Origin of the sequence: Nocardia sp. NBC_01009 (genome assembly GCF_045208035.1) — a bacterium.
Classification (GTDB): domain Bacteria; phylum Actinomycetota; class Actinomycetes; order Mycobacteriales; family Mycobacteriaceae; genus Nocardia.
The window spans coordinates 5,210,179-5,228,848 of record NZ_CP108695.1; the positions used below are offsets into that span (position 1 = coordinate 5,210,179).

General features: G+C 67.0%; 21 protein-coding genes. 13 read left to right on the forward strand and 8 right to left on the reverse strand.

Going from position 1 to position 18,670, the window contains the following annotated elements:
• Positions 1–9: 9 nt before the first annotated feature.
• The 7 genes from OHA42_RS23190 to OHA42_RS23220 all read left to right on the forward strand — a co-directional run bounded on the left by OHA42_RS23190 (position 10) and on the right by OHA42_RS23220 (position 5,210).
• Positions 10–684, forward strand: coding sequence for a response regulator transcription factor (locus tag OHA42_RS23190; protein WP_406229968.1), 675 nt, complete (start codon positions 10–12; stop codon positions 682–684).
• Entirely contained in the window at positions 681–2,072 is a 1,392-nt protein-coding gene (locus OHA42_RS23195; RefSeq protein WP_406229969.1) for an ATP-binding protein, read from the forward strand. The genes OHA42_RS23190 and OHA42_RS23195 overlap by 4 nt, the downstream gene beginning before the upstream one ends.
• 308 nt (positions 2,073–2,380) lie before the next feature.
• A complete protein-coding gene (locus tag OHA42_RS23200; RefSeq protein WP_406239553.1) occupies positions 2,381–3,022 on the forward strand; it encodes a CatB-related O-acetyltransferase in 642 nt (213 codons plus the stop codon).
• Positions 3,019–3,903 (forward strand): virginiamycin B lyase, encoded by an 885-nt coding sequence (locus OHA42_RS23205; RefSeq protein ID WP_406229970.1) that lies wholly within the window; start codon positions 3,019–3,021, stop codon positions 3,901–3,903. The genes OHA42_RS23200 and OHA42_RS23205 overlap by 4 nt, the downstream gene beginning before the upstream one ends.
• 50 nt (positions 3,904–3,953) lie before the next feature.
• On the forward strand, positions 3,954–4,349 hold the full coding sequence (locus tag OHA42_RS23210; RefSeq protein WP_406229971.1) for a DUF3224 domain-containing protein: 396 nt from the start codon (positions 3,954–3,956) through the stop codon (positions 4,347–4,349).
• A 92-nt stretch (positions 4,350–4,441) separates the two neighbouring features.
• On the forward strand, positions 4,442–4,654 hold the full coding sequence (locus OHA42_RS23215) for a hypothetical protein (RefSeq protein ID WP_406229972.1): 213 nt from the start codon (positions 4,442–4,444) through the stop codon (positions 4,652–4,654).
• Between the two features lie 196 nt (positions 4,655–4,850).
• Entirely contained in the window at positions 4,851–5,210 is a 360-nt protein-coding gene (locus OHA42_RS23220; protein WP_406229973.1) for a hypothetical protein, read from the forward strand.
• Between the two features lie 69 nt (positions 5,211–5,279).
• Here OHA42_RS23220 and OHA42_RS23225 read toward each other — a convergent pair whose 3' ends face one another.
• The 5 genes from OHA42_RS23225 to OHA42_RS23245 form a co-directional block, all read right to left on the reverse strand.
• Complete coding sequence (locus OHA42_RS23225) at positions 5,280–6,488, reverse strand: Dyp-type peroxidase (protein WP_406229974.1); 1,209 nt, start codon at positions 6,486–6,488, stop codon at positions 5,280–5,282.
• Positions 6,481–7,056 carry a copper chaperone PCu(A)C gene (locus OHA42_RS23230; protein WP_406229975.1) on the reverse strand — a complete coding sequence of 192 codons (576 nt, stop codon included), beginning with the start codon at positions 7,054–7,056 and terminating at the stop codon, positions 6,481–6,483. Before OHA42_RS23230 ends, OHA42_RS23225 begins: the two co-directional genes overlap by 8 nt.
• Positions 7,057–7,447: 391 nt before the next feature.
• On the reverse strand, positions 7,448–7,975 hold the full coding sequence (locus OHA42_RS23235) for a hypothetical protein (protein ID WP_406229976.1): 528 nt from the start codon (positions 7,973–7,975) through the stop codon (positions 7,448–7,450).
• A 149-nt stretch (positions 7,976–8,124) separates the two neighbouring features.
• Positions 8,125–8,382 carry a hypothetical protein gene (locus OHA42_RS23240; protein WP_406229977.1) on the reverse strand — a complete coding sequence of 86 codons (258 nt, stop codon included), beginning with the start codon at positions 8,380–8,382 and terminating at the stop codon, positions 8,125–8,127.
• A 28-nt stretch (positions 8,383–8,410) separates the two neighbouring features.
• Entirely contained in the window at positions 8,411–9,127 is a 717-nt protein-coding gene (locus OHA42_RS23245) for a hypothetical protein (protein WP_406229978.1), read from the reverse strand.
• A gap of 322 nt (positions 9,128–9,449) precedes the next feature.
• Between OHA42_RS23245 and OHA42_RS23250 the strand changes: the two genes are divergently transcribed.
• From OHA42_RS23250 to OHA42_RS23275, 6 genes are all read left to right on the forward strand, one after another.
• Positions 9,450–10,277, forward strand: coding sequence for an SAM-dependent methyltransferase (locus OHA42_RS23250; RefSeq protein ID WP_406229979.1), 828 nt, complete (start codon positions 9,450–9,452; stop codon positions 10,275–10,277).
• A gap of 508 nt (positions 10,278–10,785) precedes the next feature.
• Positions 10,786–11,490 (forward strand): response regulator, encoded by a 705-nt coding sequence (locus tag OHA42_RS23255; RefSeq protein ID WP_406229980.1) that lies wholly within the window; start codon positions 10,786–10,788, stop codon positions 11,488–11,490.
• Positions 11,487–12,515, forward strand: a complete 1,029-nt coding sequence (locus OHA42_RS23260; RefSeq protein WP_406229981.1) for an ATP-binding protein — start codon at positions 11,487–11,489, stop codon at positions 12,513–12,515. The genes OHA42_RS23255 and OHA42_RS23260 overlap by 4 nt, the downstream gene beginning before the upstream one ends.
• A 1,519-nt stretch (positions 12,516–14,034) precedes the next feature.
• Complete coding sequence (locus OHA42_RS23265) at positions 14,035–15,405, forward strand: DUF4153 domain-containing protein (protein ID WP_406229982.1); 1,371 nt, start codon at positions 14,035–14,037, stop codon at positions 15,403–15,405.
• Positions 15,406–15,612: 207 nt separating this feature from the next.
• Positions 15,613–15,822: a hypothetical protein gene (locus OHA42_RS23270; RefSeq protein ID WP_328400740.1), complete on the forward strand. Its 210-nt coding sequence runs from the start codon at positions 15,613–15,615 to the stop codon at positions 15,820–15,822.
• Entirely contained in the window at positions 15,815–16,135 is a 321-nt protein-coding gene (locus OHA42_RS23275) for a CopG family transcriptional regulator (protein WP_406229983.1), read from the forward strand. The genes OHA42_RS23270 and OHA42_RS23275 overlap by 8 nt, the downstream gene beginning before the upstream one ends.
• 169 nt (positions 16,136–16,304) lie before the next feature.
• Here the strand turns inward: OHA42_RS23275 and OHA42_RS23280 are convergent, their stop codons facing one another.
• The 3 genes from OHA42_RS23280 to OHA42_RS23290 all read right to left on the reverse strand — a co-directional run bounded on the left by OHA42_RS23280 (position 16,305) and on the right by OHA42_RS23290 (position 18,476).
• Complete coding sequence (locus OHA42_RS23280) at positions 16,305–16,799, reverse strand: LOG family protein (protein WP_406229984.1); 495 nt, start codon at positions 16,797–16,799, stop codon at positions 16,305–16,307.
• Complete coding sequence (locus OHA42_RS23285) at positions 16,796–17,344, reverse strand: hypothetical protein (protein ID WP_406229985.1); 549 nt, start codon at positions 17,342–17,344, stop codon at positions 16,796–16,798. Before OHA42_RS23285 ends, OHA42_RS23280 begins: the two co-directional genes overlap by 4 nt.
• A gap of 169 nt (positions 17,345–17,513) precedes the next feature.
• Complete coding sequence (locus OHA42_RS23290; protein WP_406229986.1) at positions 17,514–18,476, reverse strand: M56 family metallopeptidase; 963 nt, start codon at positions 18,474–18,476, stop codon at positions 17,514–17,516.
• Positions 18,477–18,670: the final 194 nt, after the last annotated feature.

The following is an 18,670-nucleotide window of genomic DNA, read 5'->3' on the forward strand; positions in this document are numbered from 1 at the left end:
TGGGCGACCATGCGTGTCTTGGTGGTCGACGACGAAGCCGCGGTACGTGACGCACTCGTGCGCGCGATGGACAGCGAGGGTTATGAGACCCGCGCCGTCCGCGACGGCGCCACCGCGCTCACCGAGATACAGCAATGGCATCCCGAGGTCGTGCTGCTGGATGTCCTGATGCCCTTCATGGACGGTGTGACCGCGTGCAAGCAACTCCGGGCGCGCGGTGATCGCACCCCGATCCTGATGCTCACCGCACGCGACGCGGTGGCCGATCGCATCGCGGGCCTCGACGCAGGCGCCGACGACTACCTGGTCAAACCCTTCGACTTGGACGAACTGCTGGCCAGGGTGCGGGCACTGGTGCGCCGCACCTATCCGGACGACGGAGCCGTACTGTCCTGCGCGGACCTCGTCATGGACACCACCGCGCATCAGGTACGGCGCGGCGAACGGGTGGTCGAGCTCACCCGGACCGAGTTCGCGCTGCTCGAGGTGTTCCTACGCAACAGCGGCCAGGCCCTGCCCCGCGAGACACTGATCGAACGAGTATGGGGGCACGAGCTCGGCCAATCGTCGAACTCACTCGAGGTCTACATCCGCTATCTGCGGCGCAAGCTGGAGGTCGATGCGCAGCCACGGCTCATCCACACCATCCGAGGTGTGGGCTACCGGCTCGGACCGCCGCCATGAGGCTGCGTGTCGATCGGCTGACACGGTCGCTGCGCGGACGCATCGCAGGCTTCTTCGTTCTCGCGATGACGCTGGCACTCACCGGCATGGGCTTGGCCGCCTACGCCGTGGTCAGCCACGAAATGAACGGTGCCCTCGATCTCGGACTGCGCCGTGAGACGACCCGGATCACCCGGCAGTTCGCCGCCGAGCCGGATATCGCCGCGATGTCCGGACCGTGCCGATATCTGGCCGCACCGAGCTGTGTTCAGGTGGTCGCCGCCGACGGTCGCATCGCATCCGAGCACGACCCCGAAGACTCGCTGCCGGTCGACACCGAAACCCGCGCGGTGGCAGCCGGATCGCGGCAGGCCTACTTCACTGACATCACCCTCGACGGGTATCCGCTGCGGATGTACACCGCCCAGTTGCAACCCGGCAGCGCCGTGCAGGTCGCGCAGCGGTCCGACCCCGTCGACACCGGCCTGCGCCGCGTCGGCCTGGCACTCCTCGCCGCGGCCGCGGCAGGCACCGTGCTCGCGATCGGCGCCGGGTTCCTCTTGGCGCGAAACGCACTGGCTCCGGTCACGGCGCTGACGCGGGCCGCCGAACGGGTCGCCACCACCCGCGACCCTCGCCACCGCATCGACGTGATCGGCTCGGATGAACTCGCCAGTCTGGCCCGCAGTTTCAACACCATGCTCGACGAACTCGACCAGGCGCTGACCGCGGAGCGCAATTCCCGGGCGGCTCAGCGCCGTCTGGTCGCCGACGCCTCGCATGAACTGCGCACCCCGCTCACCGCGCTACGCACCGATATCGACCTGTTGGGCCGCGCCGAGCGCCTTACCCCACAGCAACTCGCCGACACCGGCGACGCACTGCGCGTCCAAGCCGAAGAACTCTCCGGACTCGTCACCGACCTCATCGACCTCGCCCGCGCCGACGACCCGAATGCCATGCATGAACCCTTCGAGGATCTCCGGCTGGACACCCTCGTCGCGGACTGCGTCAAGACCACCCGAAGGCATTGGCCCACAATCATCTTCGCTGAGGCCCTGGAACCGACAACGATCCATGGCGCACCCACCCGCCTCAGCAGAGCCGTCACCAACCTGCTCGACAACGCCGCCAAATTCAGCCCGCCACACGGAACAGTCCACATCGGCCTACGCGATCACCGTTTGACAGTGCGCGACCATGGCCCCGGAATCGCCGCCGAAGACCTGCCGCGCGTCTTCGACCGCTTCTACCGGGCCAGCGCCGCAGGTAACCGAACCGGCCACGGACTGGGATTGGCCATCGTGGCACAGGTCGCCGACCTGCACGGAGCCACAGTCACCGCCGGGTCGGCGCCGGATGGTGGAGGAATCCTTGAACTGAACCTACCCGCCATCCGCACCAGCTGATCTCGGCAGCTCGCCAGGTCTATTCCCAGAAACAGCAACAGTAGTTGCCAGGCAGAAAAGACGGCAGCCTTGCGCTATGACCGCGTTGTGTGCGCCACGCAGGATCCTGAGTGTCCGTGGTGTCCGACGACTAGCCGCTCGCCGACGTCATGCACGCACGCCTTTCCCGTGTGCTCGGTGGCACGGTCGGCTATGTGGTCGAATCCGAGCCGGCTCGATGCCGCCCTGCACCTGCGGCGCATGCATAATTGCTGGGCCGCTGCTCTCCGGCGGTATCAGGAAAGGACTTTGGTTTGTCACCCGATCCGATGACCGTGCATCCACTGCCTGCTCATGACCGCGTGGTGTTCCTCAGGCCGCTGATCAGCTCGCCGAAAATCGTTGTGGGGGACTACACCTACTACGACGATCCCGACGGTGCGACCGGTTTCGAGCAGCGCAACGTGCTCTACGCTTACGGGCCGGAACGGCTGATCATCGGCAAGTACTGCGCCATCGCGGCGGGAACACGGTTCCTGATGGCCGGGGCCGAACATCCGACGATGGGCGTCTCGACGTTCCCGTTCACGATGTTCGGCGGCCGCTGGGCCGAGCAGACTCTGGATATTGTCACCGGGATGCCCAGCCGGGGTGACACCGTCGTCGGCAACGACGTGTGGTTCGGTTACGGCGCGACCGTGCTACCGGGGGTGTGTATCGGTGACGGTGCGATTATCGCGGCCGGTGCGCTGGTCACCGCGGACGTTCCGCCCTACACCATCGTTGGCGGTAATCCGGCCACGCCGATCCGCCGTCGTTTCGACCCTGCCGACGTCGACCGCTTGCTGCATGCCGCCTGGTGGGATTGGCCGGTCGAGCTGGTCACCGAGCACTCCCGAACGATCATGGCCGGCGCCCCGGCCGACATCGAACGCATCGCCTCCGAGCATCGTGGGGCGAGCGGGCGATGACGACCGTCGAAGAAAATCCGGTATCCGGCGCCGACGAGGGCCCGTACGCCATCGTCACAGGCCCCGATGGCGCACTGTGGTACACGCTGGTCCACAGCGGCCGGATCGGGCGACTAATTCCTGGCCGGCAGCCCACAATCCACCAACTCGACCCGGACTGCGGCCCGACGATCATCGCCGCAGGACCTGACGATGCGTTGTGGTTCACCGAAAACCGGGCCCACAGGATCGGCCGGATCACCACCGACGGCTCGGTGCGGGAGTTCGCGCTGCCCACTGCCGAGTGCGGGCCGTTCGGCATCGCCGCAGGCCCCGACGGTGCCCTGTGGTTCACCCAGACCAATTCCGACATGGTCGGCAGGATCACTCCGCAAGGCCAGGTGACCGAGTTCCCGCTTCCCACCCCGGGCATGTTTCCCGCCGCGATTACCGCCGGTGCCGATGGCGCACTGTGGTTCACCCTGAACGCCGGCAACGCGATCGGCCGCATATCCGTGGGCACGAACCCGGCCATCTCCCTGTACCCACTACCGACCGAGGCCGCGGCACCGGTCGGCGTCACCGCCGGACCGGACGGCGCAATATGGTTCGTCGAGATCGGCGCCGGCCAGATCGGCCGCATCGACACCGACGGTGTGATCACCGAGTTCCCGCTGCCCGACCGAGCCGCCCGACCGCACGCCATCACAGCCGGTGACGACGGCACCCTCTGGTTTACCGAGTGGGGCGCCAACCGCATCGGCGCCATCACCATCGATGGCGTAATCACCACACACGAGCTGCCGACCGCCCGGTCAGAACCCCACGGCATCACCCAGGGCCCGGACGGCGCGATATGGGCAGCATTGGAAAGCGGAACCCTCGCACGCCTCGCCGACTAACGAAATTGAAAGGAAGACAAGGGATCTGGACCGCAGACCCGGAACCGCCGATGGACGATCAACAGCAAACCCACACTATCGACGCACATTTCGAGATCACCGAATTCGACGAGACCGTCTACGACGAACCCTCCGAGGGACCCAAGCTGACCCGGGTCCGCATCCACAAGCGCTACCACGGGGTGATCGACGGCGCCGGTGTCGTCGACGTGCTCACCGCACAAGGCCACGATGGCGCCGGATATGTCGCCAGCGAGCGCGTCGAGGGAACCTTGGACGGCCGCCGCGGCACTTTCGTCATCCAGCACGGCGGCTTGGCCGAGGGCACCACCCAACGCACATTCGGCACTATCGTCCCAGGCTCGGGGACGGGTGAACTCACCGGCATCTCCGGCCGCGCCGAAGAGGCACAACGAGAGATCCTCACACTCGAATACACTTTGTGAAGGTGTTCGGGCCACCCCCAGTGCGTTTCCATACCTCGGCGATGGGCAGTGCCGGGGCGACGTGATCGGCGGACAGATTGTCTTCTCGCTGAGTGAAGCAGCCTCCGAGTCGATCCGATTCCTCACCGCCCGACGAGCGGTCCAGGAAGCAGTTCATCGCCCGCAATCGACTCGTGCCCGCGCTGACATGCGGTCCGGTCGTCACCGAATCCGGCGTGCTCGAAGGTGATGCGCCGATCGCCGGCGTGCCCGCACCGATGTTCTCGAAGCGGGTGAGCACTGTCGAACAGCTCACGCCATGGTGACCGAAAGCGTTGTGGCGGTGGGGTTCAAGATGCGGCTGGTGCAAGTGCTACCGCTGTCTCCTTGTCGCGGAACCAGTGGCCGTACAACGTCCTCCGTCATGGCGTCCACCCCCATCGCGGCACCCCGATGTGGCGTGCTCGAATACCGTGGCTACAAAACGGTCCACAACCACCGAAACCGTGGGGAGTTCGCAACGTGAACCTGTCGCAATTCGTCTATAACGTCGTAGTCGTCACACACCTGCTCGGCCTGGCCGCGGTGGTCGGGGGTTACGCGGCCGGACAGCCGAACGTGTCCACGGTAATGGTGTGGGGCGCGCGTCTGCAGATCATCACCGGTCTCGTGCTCGTCGGTATGGCCGAGTCGATCGACTCGCTCGGCAAGGACCTCGATATGGCGAAGGTCGGTACCAAGCTGGTCATCGCGGTGCTGGTCGCGGCATTCGCCGAGATGGGGCATGCGGATGCCAAACGAGGGAAGAACGTGCCATGGCTGACGCACGCTGCGGGCGGACTGGCGATCGTGAACGTGTTCGTCGCCGTGCTGTGGACCTGAGGCACAAGTCGAAACCGAGTCACGAGAGTCCGATGCCGGCGTTGCCGAACGCGGGCATCGGACCAGTCGTCACGACTCGAACAGCGATTGTCCGAGGTATCCGCCCGGTGACCGCACCCCGGGTGGGATGACGAACACCGCGGACCCGATCGGTGTCGTCCAGACATTGAGGGCGTCGAATTCGGCGAGACGCTGCTGCACCGGCAGATATTGGGTATCCACGTCACGTTGGAACGCCGCGAACAGCAGCCCGGAGTTGGAGGTCTGACCGGGCGGCGGCGCGTCGTCGTAGTTGTAGCCGCGGCGCAGGAACCGCTCGCCGTCGTGGGCGTGATGGGCGCGGGCGATATGTGCGGATGGTGGGATGACCGGAATGCCGTGTGCGTCGACGGCTGCGAAGTTCGGCTCGTCGAATTCCCTGCTCCCGGTCAGTGGCGCGCCGTCGGCCAGCTTGCGGCCGACGCTGAGTTCCCTGCCCTCCGGATCGATTTCGTCCCAGGTGTCGAGCTTCATCGCGATGCGGCGCAGCACCAGCGACGTACCGCCGGCCAGCCAGGGCTGCACGCTGCCGTCGTCCCAGACCAGCCGGGCGAAATCAGGTGTGCCCGGCGCGATATTGACGGTGCCGTCGACCTGCCCCATCAGATTGCGCGGGGTCTGCCCTGGCGCGGCGTTGCGGAAACCGCGTTGCACCCAGCGGACCGAGACGAGCGATGCCACGTTCTTGCACAACACCCGTACCGCATGCGACACAGCCGTCGCCTCGTCGGCGCAGACCTGCAGCAGGAGATCACCGTCGTTCCAGGCCGGTTCGAGACGATCGATGTCGAACGGCGGCAACGGATGCAGCCACGACGGCCTGCGCTGTTCCAGGCCGGCCACCGTGAACATCCCCGGACCCAGTCCCACGGTGACGGTGAGCCGGGCGGGCCGGTGCGCCAGTTCGGGTTCGGTGTCGGCCAGTGCGGGGCGGCCCTGGGTGAGCCGCGCGGCATCGTCGGTCCAGATCCGCAGGAGCCCGATGATGTCGTCGCGGTCGGTGCCGGGGCGCAGATCGAACCCCACGAAGGTCGCCTGCGCCGGTGGTGCGGTCTCGATGCCTGCCTGGTGTTCGCCGTAGAAGGGCTCTATCGTGGTCGGCGTCTGATCGGTGTCGCCGGTTTGCCGATCGCCGAGCGCGACCGCGCCCCAACCGAGTCCGGCGGCGCCGGCCGCGGCGGCGGCCCCGCCGAACAGGTGTCGGCGAGAGACGCGTCCTTGGCGGGCGGACTCAGCCACCGTGCGCGGGGGTCTGCGGGGTGCCGCCACTCATGTGGTCGCCTTCTGGTGCGTAATTCTCCTGGTTGCCGGGGAAGTCGCGCACTCGGGCGGTGAAGGCGGTGGTCGTCCCGTCGTCGAAGGTGAGCGTGACCGGGGTTTCCGAGCCGGTGCGCAGCGCCGCCTTCAGCCCCATGAACATGATGTGGTCGCCGCCGGGGCGCAGCGCGACACTGCCGTGCGCCGGAATCACGAAGCCACCGCTTTTCGGCTGCATCTTCTTGGTTCCGTCCGCGGCCGCGACGACCTCATGCAGCTCGACTCGTTCGGAGGCGGGGCTGCTGGCGGAGACGACGGTCACCGACGTGGTGCCGGAGTTGTTCAGATCGCCGAACGCGGCCGACATACCGCTCTCGGCGGCCTTGATCCACTGATCCTCGACAGTGATCGAATCCGCTGCCTTGGTGGGTGCGGCGTCCTTGTCGTTGGATGAGCAGCCGACGAGCAGGAGTGGGACCGACGCGAGGGCGGCCGCCGTGCGCAATAGATAGGAGGCGCGGAGTGCGGATGGTCGGGTTGTTGTCAGCATGGGAGGCTCCGATCGGGAAGGGATGGGTTTTCCGCTGCAGGCAGGGTGCGATTGGCGACACCGACACGTTCGATCGACGCTGCGTGGGTCGGTTCGAGGTAGTCGTGCTCGACTCGATGCGACACGAGACACGAGCCAGGCAAGGGTCGCCGAACGACTCCGGCCGATAAATGAGTGCCTGCATAGAGTGGGATCGTGCTGAAGCTCGTCGAGCGCGCTGTTGTACAGCGCGCCGGCGCGGTGCGGGCACATCCGACATTGCTCGATGCGGGTGCGGTCCTGCACTCGGCCGCATGCGCGTATCCACTGTTGTTGGCAACGCATTACCGAGGTCGAGCGAATATGCCGATGGCGCTGAGTGTATGACCGCATCGACTGCCGGCGGGACGGGCTAGCGGGGCGCCGGAGGTCCCCGGGTGCCGATGCCCGAACTGAACAGCAACCGCTTCGGGGTCGGCGTAGCGCCGAACGACACAGCGAGGGCAGGGGTCCTGGGTGCGAGCGGTCCGCTGCCGAGCACGCCGACGGCGCGCACTGCACTCGACGCCGCACCGGTGATGGCGCGTTGCGCGCTGTGGATGAGGAGGCCGCCCACCGGGATGGCGATCAGGTGTGCCATCAGCATGGCCCCACCGGTATGCGTGCTGTGGTGATGGCCCGCCGACATCGATAAGGCGAGATGGCCGACAGTCTGGCCGATCGCGAGCATCGCCATGACTCCGACAACGCCGTGCTGGGTGCGCATCGAGGCCACCACAGCGCCGGTCAGCGTGCAGGCGGCGAGCAGGAGGGCGAGCGCGGATCGGCTGGGGGAGACCGTGCCGCCGGCGAGAGCGTGGGCGGCGATACTCACCGCACCGGATGCTGATCCGACGAAAGCACCGCGCAGCCGCGCCGCTGCCTCCGTCGGTGTTCGCACCCGGGCCATACTACTGCCGGTCGTAGGACGCATACGCGTGGGATCGAGCGGTTGATCCGGTCTTGGCTCGATGTGCACCGACTGTCGCGGTGCGTCGACTGCCATCGACGCGCCCGTATAGACCGACGGCCGACCTCGAGCCGACACCGTCAGCTCGGTACCGGTAGCAAGGTCGGCCGCTTGGGCTCGATGTCCGTGCCCGACGAGCGTCCATGCAGGCGTCGCAGCATCCACGGCAACAGATGATCGGCGGCCCATCGCACCTCGCCTGCGACAGCCCCGGCGACGGTTCGACGGTTCGGCGGCAAGGGCCGGCGCCAGGTCTCGTCCGCGCCGGGAACGCCGAGCGTGGCGGCGGCGAGCTGCTCGGTGCGGATCTGTGCGGCACAGGAATATCGTACGGCCACACAGGAGTACGGGCCATCGGTGCCGCGGTCAGAGTGGACGGAAGCCGGTTCCGATGCCGCCGGACCGATCGATGTCGTCGAGCACCATGCCGATTTGACTGGCCACCGCCGGATCGTGGACCGGCACCCCCGTGCCCTGACACATGATGTCGAAGACGGTCACGCCGAGCGCCTTGACCCCGATGTGTCCGACGTTCATCCCGACCAGCTGGTCGCCGATGGTGACAGGACCGCCCGAGTCTCCCGGTTGCGAGCACACGTGATTCTGGAACCACCAGCGGTGGGTGTCCCACACGACGCCGCAGTTGAATCCGGACGTGCGCCCGTTCTTGCAGACGATGTCGCCTTCGTGCGGTGGGGTACCGATTCGGGCGATGAGTGTCGAGGTCACTTGCCGGATCGGGTGGACTTTGCCGCGGTCGAACTCGATCACGGCGTAGTCCTCGTGGTGATCGACCGCGGCCACGGTGCCGATGATCCCGGCCTGCGGCATGTGCTCGGATTTGACCGACACGCCGAGTTCCGCGCAATGTCCCGCGGTCAGTCCGACCATCCGATCGGCGCGGTCGAAACCGATCGTGGTGAGGGTGCAGGCCGATTGTCCGCCGAGCACGATGCCCGATCCACCGCCGAGGGCCGCCCGCTGGTCTGCCGCTGTCGCCGACCCTGGGAACCCGTGGGTGGCCAGGAGCGCGACCGCCGCGGCCACGAGCACGCGAATCCCGATCCGTCCCTTAGCAAACATGCTGTTAACTGTGCACCGCGGCTCGCCGGCGGGCTGGATCATGTGCCATCCCTTCCGTTGCAGGTCGGACACGGTTTGGTGTAGCCGTTCCCGATCTGCGGTACCGACGACCGACAGGCCTGCGGATGGGCAACCGTCCAGCGCGGACGTCGATCGCACGTCGACGGAGGCGGTGCTCGGATCGCGCTCGATGATCGACTCCAGGGCGCAGGATCTGTTGTGGCGCTCGGGATTTCCGTTGTGCGTCACAACACGACAGAATGGCGTATCGGGCCACGTGACACCGGCCCTTCATGGTTAGGTTGCTCCGAACGATCCAGACATGCGGATCCTGCATGGGAGGGTGACGATGATGGGTTCCGAGTCGGTACCGGTGGGCATCGATCCCACCAAGCCGAGTATTTCGCGAGTCTACGACGCACTACTCGGCGGGAAAGACTATTACGAGGTCGACCAACACGTGGTCGATCACCTCGTCGAGACGATGCCGCAGGTCGATGTGCTTGCGAAATTGAATCGCGCGATCCTGGGCCGCGGCGTGCGGTACCTGGCCGGTGAAGCCGGGCTGAAGCAGTACCTCGACCTCGGTGCGGGGCTGCCGACCATGGAGAACACCCACCAGGTCGCCCAGTCGTTCCAGCCGGATGCACGGGTGGTGTATGTCGACAACGATCCAATTGTGTTGGCGCACGGGCGCGCTCTGCTGGAACAGGACAAGAGCACTCGGGTGGTGACCGCCGACCTGCGTGAGCCGGACAAGGTCTTGGCACACCCCGACGTGCAGAAGATGATCGATTTCTCCGAGCCGGTCGCGGTCCTGCTCGTCGGCATGTTGCATCACCTGCACGACGGCGAAGACCCCGAAGGTGTTGTGGACGGCTACCTGGACGCGGTGCCGCCGGGCAGTCATGTGTTCATCACGCACTTCATCAACGAGGGTCCGGAGGCAGGCCCGGTGGAGCAGTCGTTCCTGGAATATCTGGGGACGGGGCGGTTCCGGACGCGCGAGGAGATTCTGCGGCTGTTCCGTGGTCTCGAACTGGTGGAGCCCGGGCTGGCGTATCTGCCCGAATGGCGGCCGGACCGGATCGTGCGCGGCAAGCTCACCCTTGCCGAGCGACTGATGGTCGGCGGGATAGCGCGCAAATAGTCGCGGTGCACACGAGCTTCTGATCGGCGCGGATAGCGCGCGCGGCTCGAGACCGCGAACGTCGCACTGGACGGTCGACGATATCGGCCGCCTTTGCCGGCGCCCTCAGCCGTCGCACCACGGGTATCGTTCGCCAAACCTGGCCTGCTCCCTGCTCATCGTCGCCGCTCTGGTGCCGGCCACCCACATCGGTCTACCTATCGGCTGCGCAGTCCACGCAGTCTCCACCCTCCTGGTCGTAGCAAATACCTTGTGCCTGTTGCGCTTCGGCCGCGGGACCGAATACGAAGGCATCGACAACGAGCCCTGCCTGGTGTCCGCCTGAGGAGCCCAGGCATCGGGCAGCGGCCGGCCGCAGTCCTCGGAGTAGCGGCCGATCACGATCTGGCCGGTCGAGCGACTCGGGTCGATCCAGAGTGGTTTTCCGAATTCCTACGAACGGCGAACACACGGAATCTCCACATTTGACACCGCTTCTCTCCACAGGCGGTGGCTAGGGTTTCGGAGCATGGAGCAGAGCGCACTGGTCACGGGGCCGCCGGTATCGCGTCGGATCCTCGTCGTCGACGACGAGGTGACCATTGCCGAGTCCGTCGCGGCACGGCTGCGGGCGGAGGGGTTCACCGTCGAGACAGCGCACGACGGCCCCGCGGCGGTCGCCGCGGTGGAGGCGGGGGAGCCCGATCTTGTAGTGCTCGATGTGATGCTGCCGGGGTTCGATGGGCTCGAGGTGTGTCGGCGCATTCAGGCCGGGCGCGGTGTGCCGGTGCTGATGCTCACTGCTCGCACCGATGAAACCGATCAGTTGATCGGGCTCGGCGTCGGCGCGGACGACTATCTCACCAAACCGTTCTCCATGCGTGTGCTCGCGGCCCGGGTGCACGCACTGCTGCGGCGTATGGACCGCGCGGCCGACCGTGATGATGCCGCCATCGTCGTCGGCGACCTGCGCATAGACCTCGATCAGCGTCGTGTCTGGCGCGGTGATGTCGAAGCTCAGCTGACCCCACTCGAATTCGAGCTGCTCGCTCGACTTGCCCGCAGGCCCCGCGTGGTGCTGGCCCGCGAACGTCTACTCGAGGAAGTCTGGGACTGGGCCGACGCCGCGGGCACCCGCGCCGTCGACAGCCACATCAAGGCCTTGCGCCGCAAGCTCGGCGCCGACCTCATCCGCACCGTGCACGGTGTCGGCTACGCGCTGGAGGCACGATGAGCACCGTGGAGAAGGTCGGTGACTTTGTGGCCGAGGTGTTGCCGCGCCCGCTCGATCCGGTCCGGTCGATCAAGCTCAAGTTGGCGATCCTTATGCTGGTTTCGGGTGGGGTGGCCTTCGGGTTCTTTCGCTTCAAGATCGGCTGGCTGCCGCCGCGGACCACGCTCACCGCCGTCGTCATCGCATTGGTGACTTCGCAGTTCCTGGCGCACGGCATCACCAGGCCGCTGCGTGAGATGACTGCCGCAGCCAAACGGATGGCGCACGGCGACTACACACGGCGAGTTCGCGCGAGTTCGCGCGATGAGGTCGGGCAGCTGGCGGCAGCGTTCAATCAAATGGCCGCCGACCTGGCGGCCGCCGACCAGCAGCGCCGCGATCTCATCGCCAATGTCTCCCATGAGCTCCGCACGCCGATCACCGCGCTCAATGCTGTGCTGGAGAATCTTGTGGACGGGGTGTCCGAGCCCGACCCCACGACGCTGCGCACAGCCCTCGCGCAGACCGAGCGGTTGGGCTTGCTCGTGTCCGAGCTCCTCGATCTGTCCAGCATCGAGGCGGGTGCGCTCCCGCTCGATCGCGAACGCCTCGCCGTCGTCCCGCTGCTCGCCCAGGTCGTCGCCGAGGCCGAGGTGATGGCGGCGGCGCTCGGGCGTGGCGTGCGATTCAGCACCGATGTGCAACCGAGCACGGCCAGCGTGTCGGCAGACCGTGCACGCCTGCATCAAGTGCTGTTGAATCTGCTCGACAACGCCGCCCGCCACGGGCCCGCAGGCGGCCGAGTGCGGATCACCGCCCATGCCCATAACGGCCAATTGGTCATCGAGGTCCAAGACGAAGGACCCGGCATCCCGCCGGCGGAACGTGCCCGCGTCTTCGACCGCTTCACCCGCGGCGGCCGCACCGACGGCGGCGGCACCGGCCTCGGCCTCGCCATCTCCCGCTGGGTCGTCGACCTACACGGCGGCACCATTGCGGTGGCCGACCCCGGCTCCCGCATCCGCGTAGTCCTGCCCGACCGCTGACGCCCCCGAACCACCTCTGGTCCAACCCAACTCACCACACCCCGAGCCACTCAACAGGTCCCGGGGCGCTCCCGCACACCCACAGGAGGGGAACCTCATGCCCGAACAACCCGCGACGCCAGACGAACCACCGACATCGAAACGACCATCCGGCGACGAGCATCCGCAGCATGGCGGGGCTGTGGCCGAGGGCTCCGCATCACCGAACGACCCAACCCCCAACTTCCGCTCGGCGGTGCCGGATGAACCGGCCACATCGGCAGCGTCGCTGACCCGTGTGACACGGCCATACCGATGGAGCAGAACAACGCCGCCGACCTCGGCCGGACAAGGTGCTGGCGGCCAAAGCGTCGCCGGGGAAGATGCCGCGGGAGACGGTGCCGATGGGCGGGGTCCTGCTGGGGCAGGTTCCGCCGAACAAAGCCCCGCCGGACAAGGATCCGCCGGCTCGACGGCATCGGACATCGAACAGTCCTCGGGTTGTGGTGTTTCGGCCAGCGCTGCACTTTCCACAGAGGGGGTGATGTCGCGCAAGGGAAAGGCGTCCGATGCCGCAGTGGGCGGGCCGAATAGTGCGACAGCAGCAGCGATCGCCGCTGACTCCGCAGCCGAGGGGGTTTCATCGGCATCGACGTCCCTAGAGCCTCACTCCGACGAAACGCCAGTGTCGGCAAGTGACGCTACGGCGGGTGAGCCGACGCCGACGGCTCCACACAGTGACGCGGAATCGGACCATGCGGCACCGCCGTGGAGCGCAGGTTGGCGAACGACCTCGTCGGCTCCGACGCAACCTACGCGACTTGTTTCTCCTGTCTGGCAGGAGTCACCCTCGACTGCGCCGGGCAACCGGATGCCGCCTCCTCCGGCCGGAGTTCAAGCGCTCCGCGCGCCGGGATTATGGGTACCGCAACCGCCGAGGTGGCGGCGAGTCACCTGTCCATCGAGTGTCCTGCCTGCCGCTGGCATCGCGGGGGTGGGAGGAGCGGTTCTGATCCCGCTGGATCGTCCAGGGGTCGGTTGGGTGCTGGCCGGAGCGGTGGCCTCGGCCGCGGTGTTCTTGGTAGATCGGCGTGCGCGGCGCACCGTGGGAGCTGGTGCCGCGTCCACATCGGACGGTGGGTCTCTGGGTCTGCCTGCCGACGGGAACGCGGCGGTCGGTGTTGTCGAGGTCGCCACGGCGGGGGCGGGGCATTTCCACACATCGCAGTCTCCGGCGAAAGATTCCTCGACGGAACCACCGACCGAGGTGGCATCGTCGGCCGCGCAGGAACCGGTTGCTGCGCAGGCTGAGTCGGCAACGGTCGGAGCCGTGGACGAGGGATCGGCAGCAGCTGGAACCGTGCGGGCTGGGTCGGCCGCAGCTGTAGCAGTGCGGGCCGCGTCGGCAACGATCGGAGCCATGCAGGCGGGGTCCGTGACAGCTGGAGCGTTGCCGTCGGGGTTGGCCACAGCCGGGGCCGTACAGCCCGGGACAGCAAAGGTCGGGGCTGTACGGGAGGGGTCGACAACGACTGGGGCTGTGCAGCCGTGGTCCGCCACCGCCGGAGCGGTGCATGCCGCCGGAACAGAAATTGGATCGGAGCACACTGCGGGACCGGCCGCGCGGGCTGCGTCGGTCGCGGTCGAGGCGACGACGCCACTGTCGGATCTCGCGGACCGCAACGGCGGCGTCCTGGGGGACTGGGGCCGGATCTGGTGGTCGGCCTCAGCATTGGCCTTGCTCGCGGTGGGTGCGTTCCGCGCCGCCGGATGGCTGTTCGTGCTGTGCGTACTCGCTGCCTGTGTGGCCGGATCGCTGGCTGCCGTCGGGCGGCGATCGGCCAATGGCGTTTGGTACGACGTGATTGCGGTGCCGATCGAGTCGTTCGCGGCGTTGCCGTGGGTGTACGCGGCGATCGGCCGGATGCGCGGGAATGGTCAGGACAGGTCGTGGCGGGTCGCGGCGTCGGTCGCGGTGACGGTTGTGCTGTTGGCGGTGTTCGCACCACTTCTCGGTGGGGCGGACGCGACGTTCGCCAACCTGCTTGCGAGCGTGACACCGGAGATCGACGCCGGGGCGATCGTGCAGTGGACTGTCCTGTTCGCAGTCGTCGGGCTGGGCTCACTCGGCGCGATGTACCTACTGGCCGGACCGCCTGCCACGCCGTTCGACGAGGAAGAAGCCGAGACCGGTCGATCGCTGCGACGACTGGAGTGGGTGTTGCCCGTCGGCGCACTGACGGCGCTGTTCGCGCTCTTCGTCGGTGCCCAGTTCGTTGCGCTGTTCGGTGGTGACAACTACGTGCAGCGGACCGCTGGGCTCACCTACGCCGAGTACGCACGCAGCGGTTTCTGGCAGCTGTCGATCGTGACGATGCTGACCCTTGCCGTCATCCTGGTCGTCTTGCGTTGGGCGGCAAAGGATTCGGCGGCCGATCGGCAGTGGTTGCGAACGCTGCTGTGCGCGGTGAGTGTGCTCTCGTTGGTCATTGTCGCGTCCGCGCTCGGCCGGATGTGGACCTATCAGCAGGCGTATGGATTCACGGTGCTGCGACTGTTGGTCGAGGTGTGCGAACTGTGGCTCGGCTTGGTCTACCTGCTGGTGATCGCCGCGGTGCTCCGGCTGGACCGCGCCTGGCTGCCTCGTGCCGCGATCGGCACGGCCACCGCAACGTTGGTCGCTCTTGCCGTGCTGAACCCTGAAGGTCTTATCGCCGACAAGAACATCGACCGTTGGCAGCACGGGAGGAACTTCGACGCCGAGTACCTGAGCACCCTCTCGCCGGATATCGTCCCGGCACTGGAGCGTCTGCCGGAACCGCTGCGTGCCGAGGTGTTCGATCAGATTCGCACGGACCTCGACGGTGACAGCTGGCAGAGCTGGAATTTGTCACGAGCACGCGCACGATGAGTCCGGCCGGTGCGCGCGCTCTCGACGAGCCGCCGCAAAAGCTGGTGCGGAAGGGCGCGCATCGGCCGGGCCGGCGAGGAGACGGTCTGGCAGCCCACCCGCCCTCCCGAACGCAATACACTTGTATTATCCCTGTTTGTGGGTTATAACTGGCCTGAGTGGGCATTGCTATCACTAAGCGGGATCGATCCTCGCGAGGTGCTACAGGTGCTCACCGGTGTTCGCCGATGGCCTCGGCGGGCGCGCGGTCCCGGCGGGCTGGCGGTCCTGACAGTGTGGGGCCGGACCGACGCAGGCAGGCCGCTCATCGTCGCCGTCCGCCGGACCGAGGACTGGCAGTGGGACATCCTGGGTGCCGTCGAGATGGCGGACACGCAGGTCGCGGAGTTCGAGCGTTGGGAGCACGCCGATGACTGACTATCCGACGAAGCCGGAGGACGTCCAGGATTTCCTGGCCGGCCTCGAATTCGGTGACGAGCCCGTGGATGCGGCCGAAGCGCCGCCGGTGCTGCGTGCGGACGCGGTCACCGTTACCACGTCGCTGCGCATCCCGTTCGAGCTGCATCAGCGGGTGAAGAGGGCCGCCGAAGATCGCAACGTCACCATGTCGGCACTGATCCGCGACTGGATCGAACTCGAGCTCGCCGCCCTGGAGAACGACCAGCCGATCTCTCGCGCCGACGCACTCCGCGCTCTCGCCGCCCTGCATCCACTGCGCCAATCGGCATAGCAGACCGCACCGGTCGGCAGCACACCCGGACGCGCCGATTGTGCTGATTGCCTGCCGGGGTCGGAATTGCTGGACGCGCCGATCGCCGTGGGCGGGTCCGTCACGCAACGACGCCGCACCGTGAGCCCTGGCGTGAACTGGTTCTGTGGCGTGTCTGTCGGTCGCTCGATCAGCCGGTCGGGTCGAGCGCCCGGCGGACTGCGTCGGCCGGGTCGGTGGCGACTTGTCCTGCGTCGATGGGGTTTCCATCCGCGTCGCGGAGTTGCCAGCCGCCGAGACAGACCACGGGGATGTCTCCGCGGTGGTGGGCGAGGGCGAGTTCGGAGAGTGTGCCCCATGATCCGCCGATGACGATCACCGCGTCGGCGGAGCGCACAAGAATCGCATTCCTCGCCTCACCCATGTTCGTATAGAGCACGGCTGACAGTCCCGCGCAGACCGCGCTGCGGTCGGTGTCGGGGCGGACACCGATGACGAGTCCGCCTGCGCAAGAAGCGCCTTCGGCGACAGCGGCCATCACCCCGACGCCGCCGCCGCACAGCACCGTCACCCCCGCTTCGGCAAGAAGCCGACCGACTTCGGCGGCATGTATCGCGTCCGCGTGGGTGCAGTCACGTGGTCCGCAGACAGCGACTTGTCGTGGTGCACCGCCCGGTGCGGTCATGCAGTGGCCCCGGCCCTGCTGGTCAGCAAGTCGGCCAGTTGCGCGGCGAACTCGTCGGCGGCGAAAATGTAGCCGACGTGATTGCCCGCGAACTCCACCACGTCCAGCCCGAGCTGTTCGGCGAGAACGGCATTCGGCTCGGCGGTGAATGTGTCCGCCGAATCGTGACCGGTGGCGAGCACCAGTTTGCCGGCCGCGGCCTGCAAACTCGTGAAGTCCGGTGTGTAGCGGGGGTATTGGCGAAGTTCGTGTTCCATCCAGAATTTCAGATTCTGCTGGATCCGTGCGGACATCGCCGCTGCCTCGGGTGACCGATCCTCGGCCGGCGGGCGCCCGCCCATCTGCAGGCCGATACCCGCGCCGAATGCCGCCATCGCCGCGGGAGTGCCTTCGCTGTGGCTCTTTTCGTGGATGCCGTCCAGGAATGCCAGCCACTTGTCGGCATCCGGCAACAGGCCGGCCAGCGGCGGTTCGTGTGCGACCACCGTGTCGATCAGCTCGGGGTGTTCGCTGAGCAGTTCTCGCAATCCGAGCACGAATGCCATGCTTCCGACAGTATCCAATCTTGCGTGATGCGCAAGATTGCGTGATCAGAATGTTTCATCCGATCCTCGGATCGGCAATCGGCCTTACCTGGGGTCGCTCCCGCTCGAATACCTTGTGCACAACCCGCGACCGATGCCGTGCGCAAGGGCGCATAGTCGATGGCGACGATCAGCCGAGCAGCGGGGCGGAGACGGCAATGCCTATGGCGGCCAACGTTGCCGACGCGAGCGGCCCGATAATGACCAGTGCGACAACAACTCCCAGGGCGAGGTGGGCGCGAAGTCCCGGCCGCGGTTCGATCGGTGGGATCAGCCGCTCGACGCGTGCGGGCAGGTCGACCCCGTACATGCCGAGCACCGCAGAGGCGGCTTCGGGGATGCCGGAAAGGGTGAGCAGTGCGCGCAATACGGCCGGTCGGCCGTGCACGCGCGCGGCCGCGTCGTCTGCGCACATCTCCAGGAGTCGGGCGACTTCGGTCGCGCCGAGGGTGAACAGCTCGATCCGGGAGAGGTTGGCCGCGAGCCCTCGCGTCAGTGCGAGCCACAGATGGTGCCGACCGGCGAGGTGGGCACGCTCGTGCTCCAATACGGCACGCAACTGGTGCTGGTCGAGAGCGGCGATCGCGCCGCGCGTGACGACGACGGTGCGTGGCTTGCCCGCCACGCTGTAGGCGGCCGGTTGGGCGACCTCGAGCACTATGGCATCCAATCCGGCATCGTGCCGCCCGGCTATTCGAACCATACGTGCGTGCTCATGGGTGGTGCTGCGGGCCAGGAGAAACCACCGTCCGACGCGGACGAGCAGCACCACTCCTGCGCACATGGCGAACCCCGTCAGTGCGACGAACCCGCCTTGCACCAGGACTCCGTAGTGACCGGTGGCGGCGTCGTGCAGTTGGGTGTAGCAGCTGTCGAGGACCGGGCGGCCCGGCTCGGCCAAATCAACGATCACGTAGGCGATGACGATCACCGGAACCACTGTCCAAGAGACGATTACCGACCCGATCGCGCTCAGCCACGCGACCAGCTCGAACTGTGGCGCGATGCCGCGGTGGGTGAGTCGCGCGAGGGGGCGTGGAGCCAGCACGGCGACGGCGAAGCTGGAGAGGATCAGGCAGACCGCCTCGCTCATCCGGCGGCCCGCTGCGCGACAGGTCGTCGGATCCGGGCGAATAGCTCGGTGCTGCGCTGTTTCGAAGTCTTGAATGCGTGAAAACGCATCAAGGCGTTCCTCCTGTCGATCGGCGTCGAGCCGTGCGGCACACCGCGAATGCACTTAACCTAGCGGACACCTACTATCTACATACGTAATATCTGCTTGTCCAG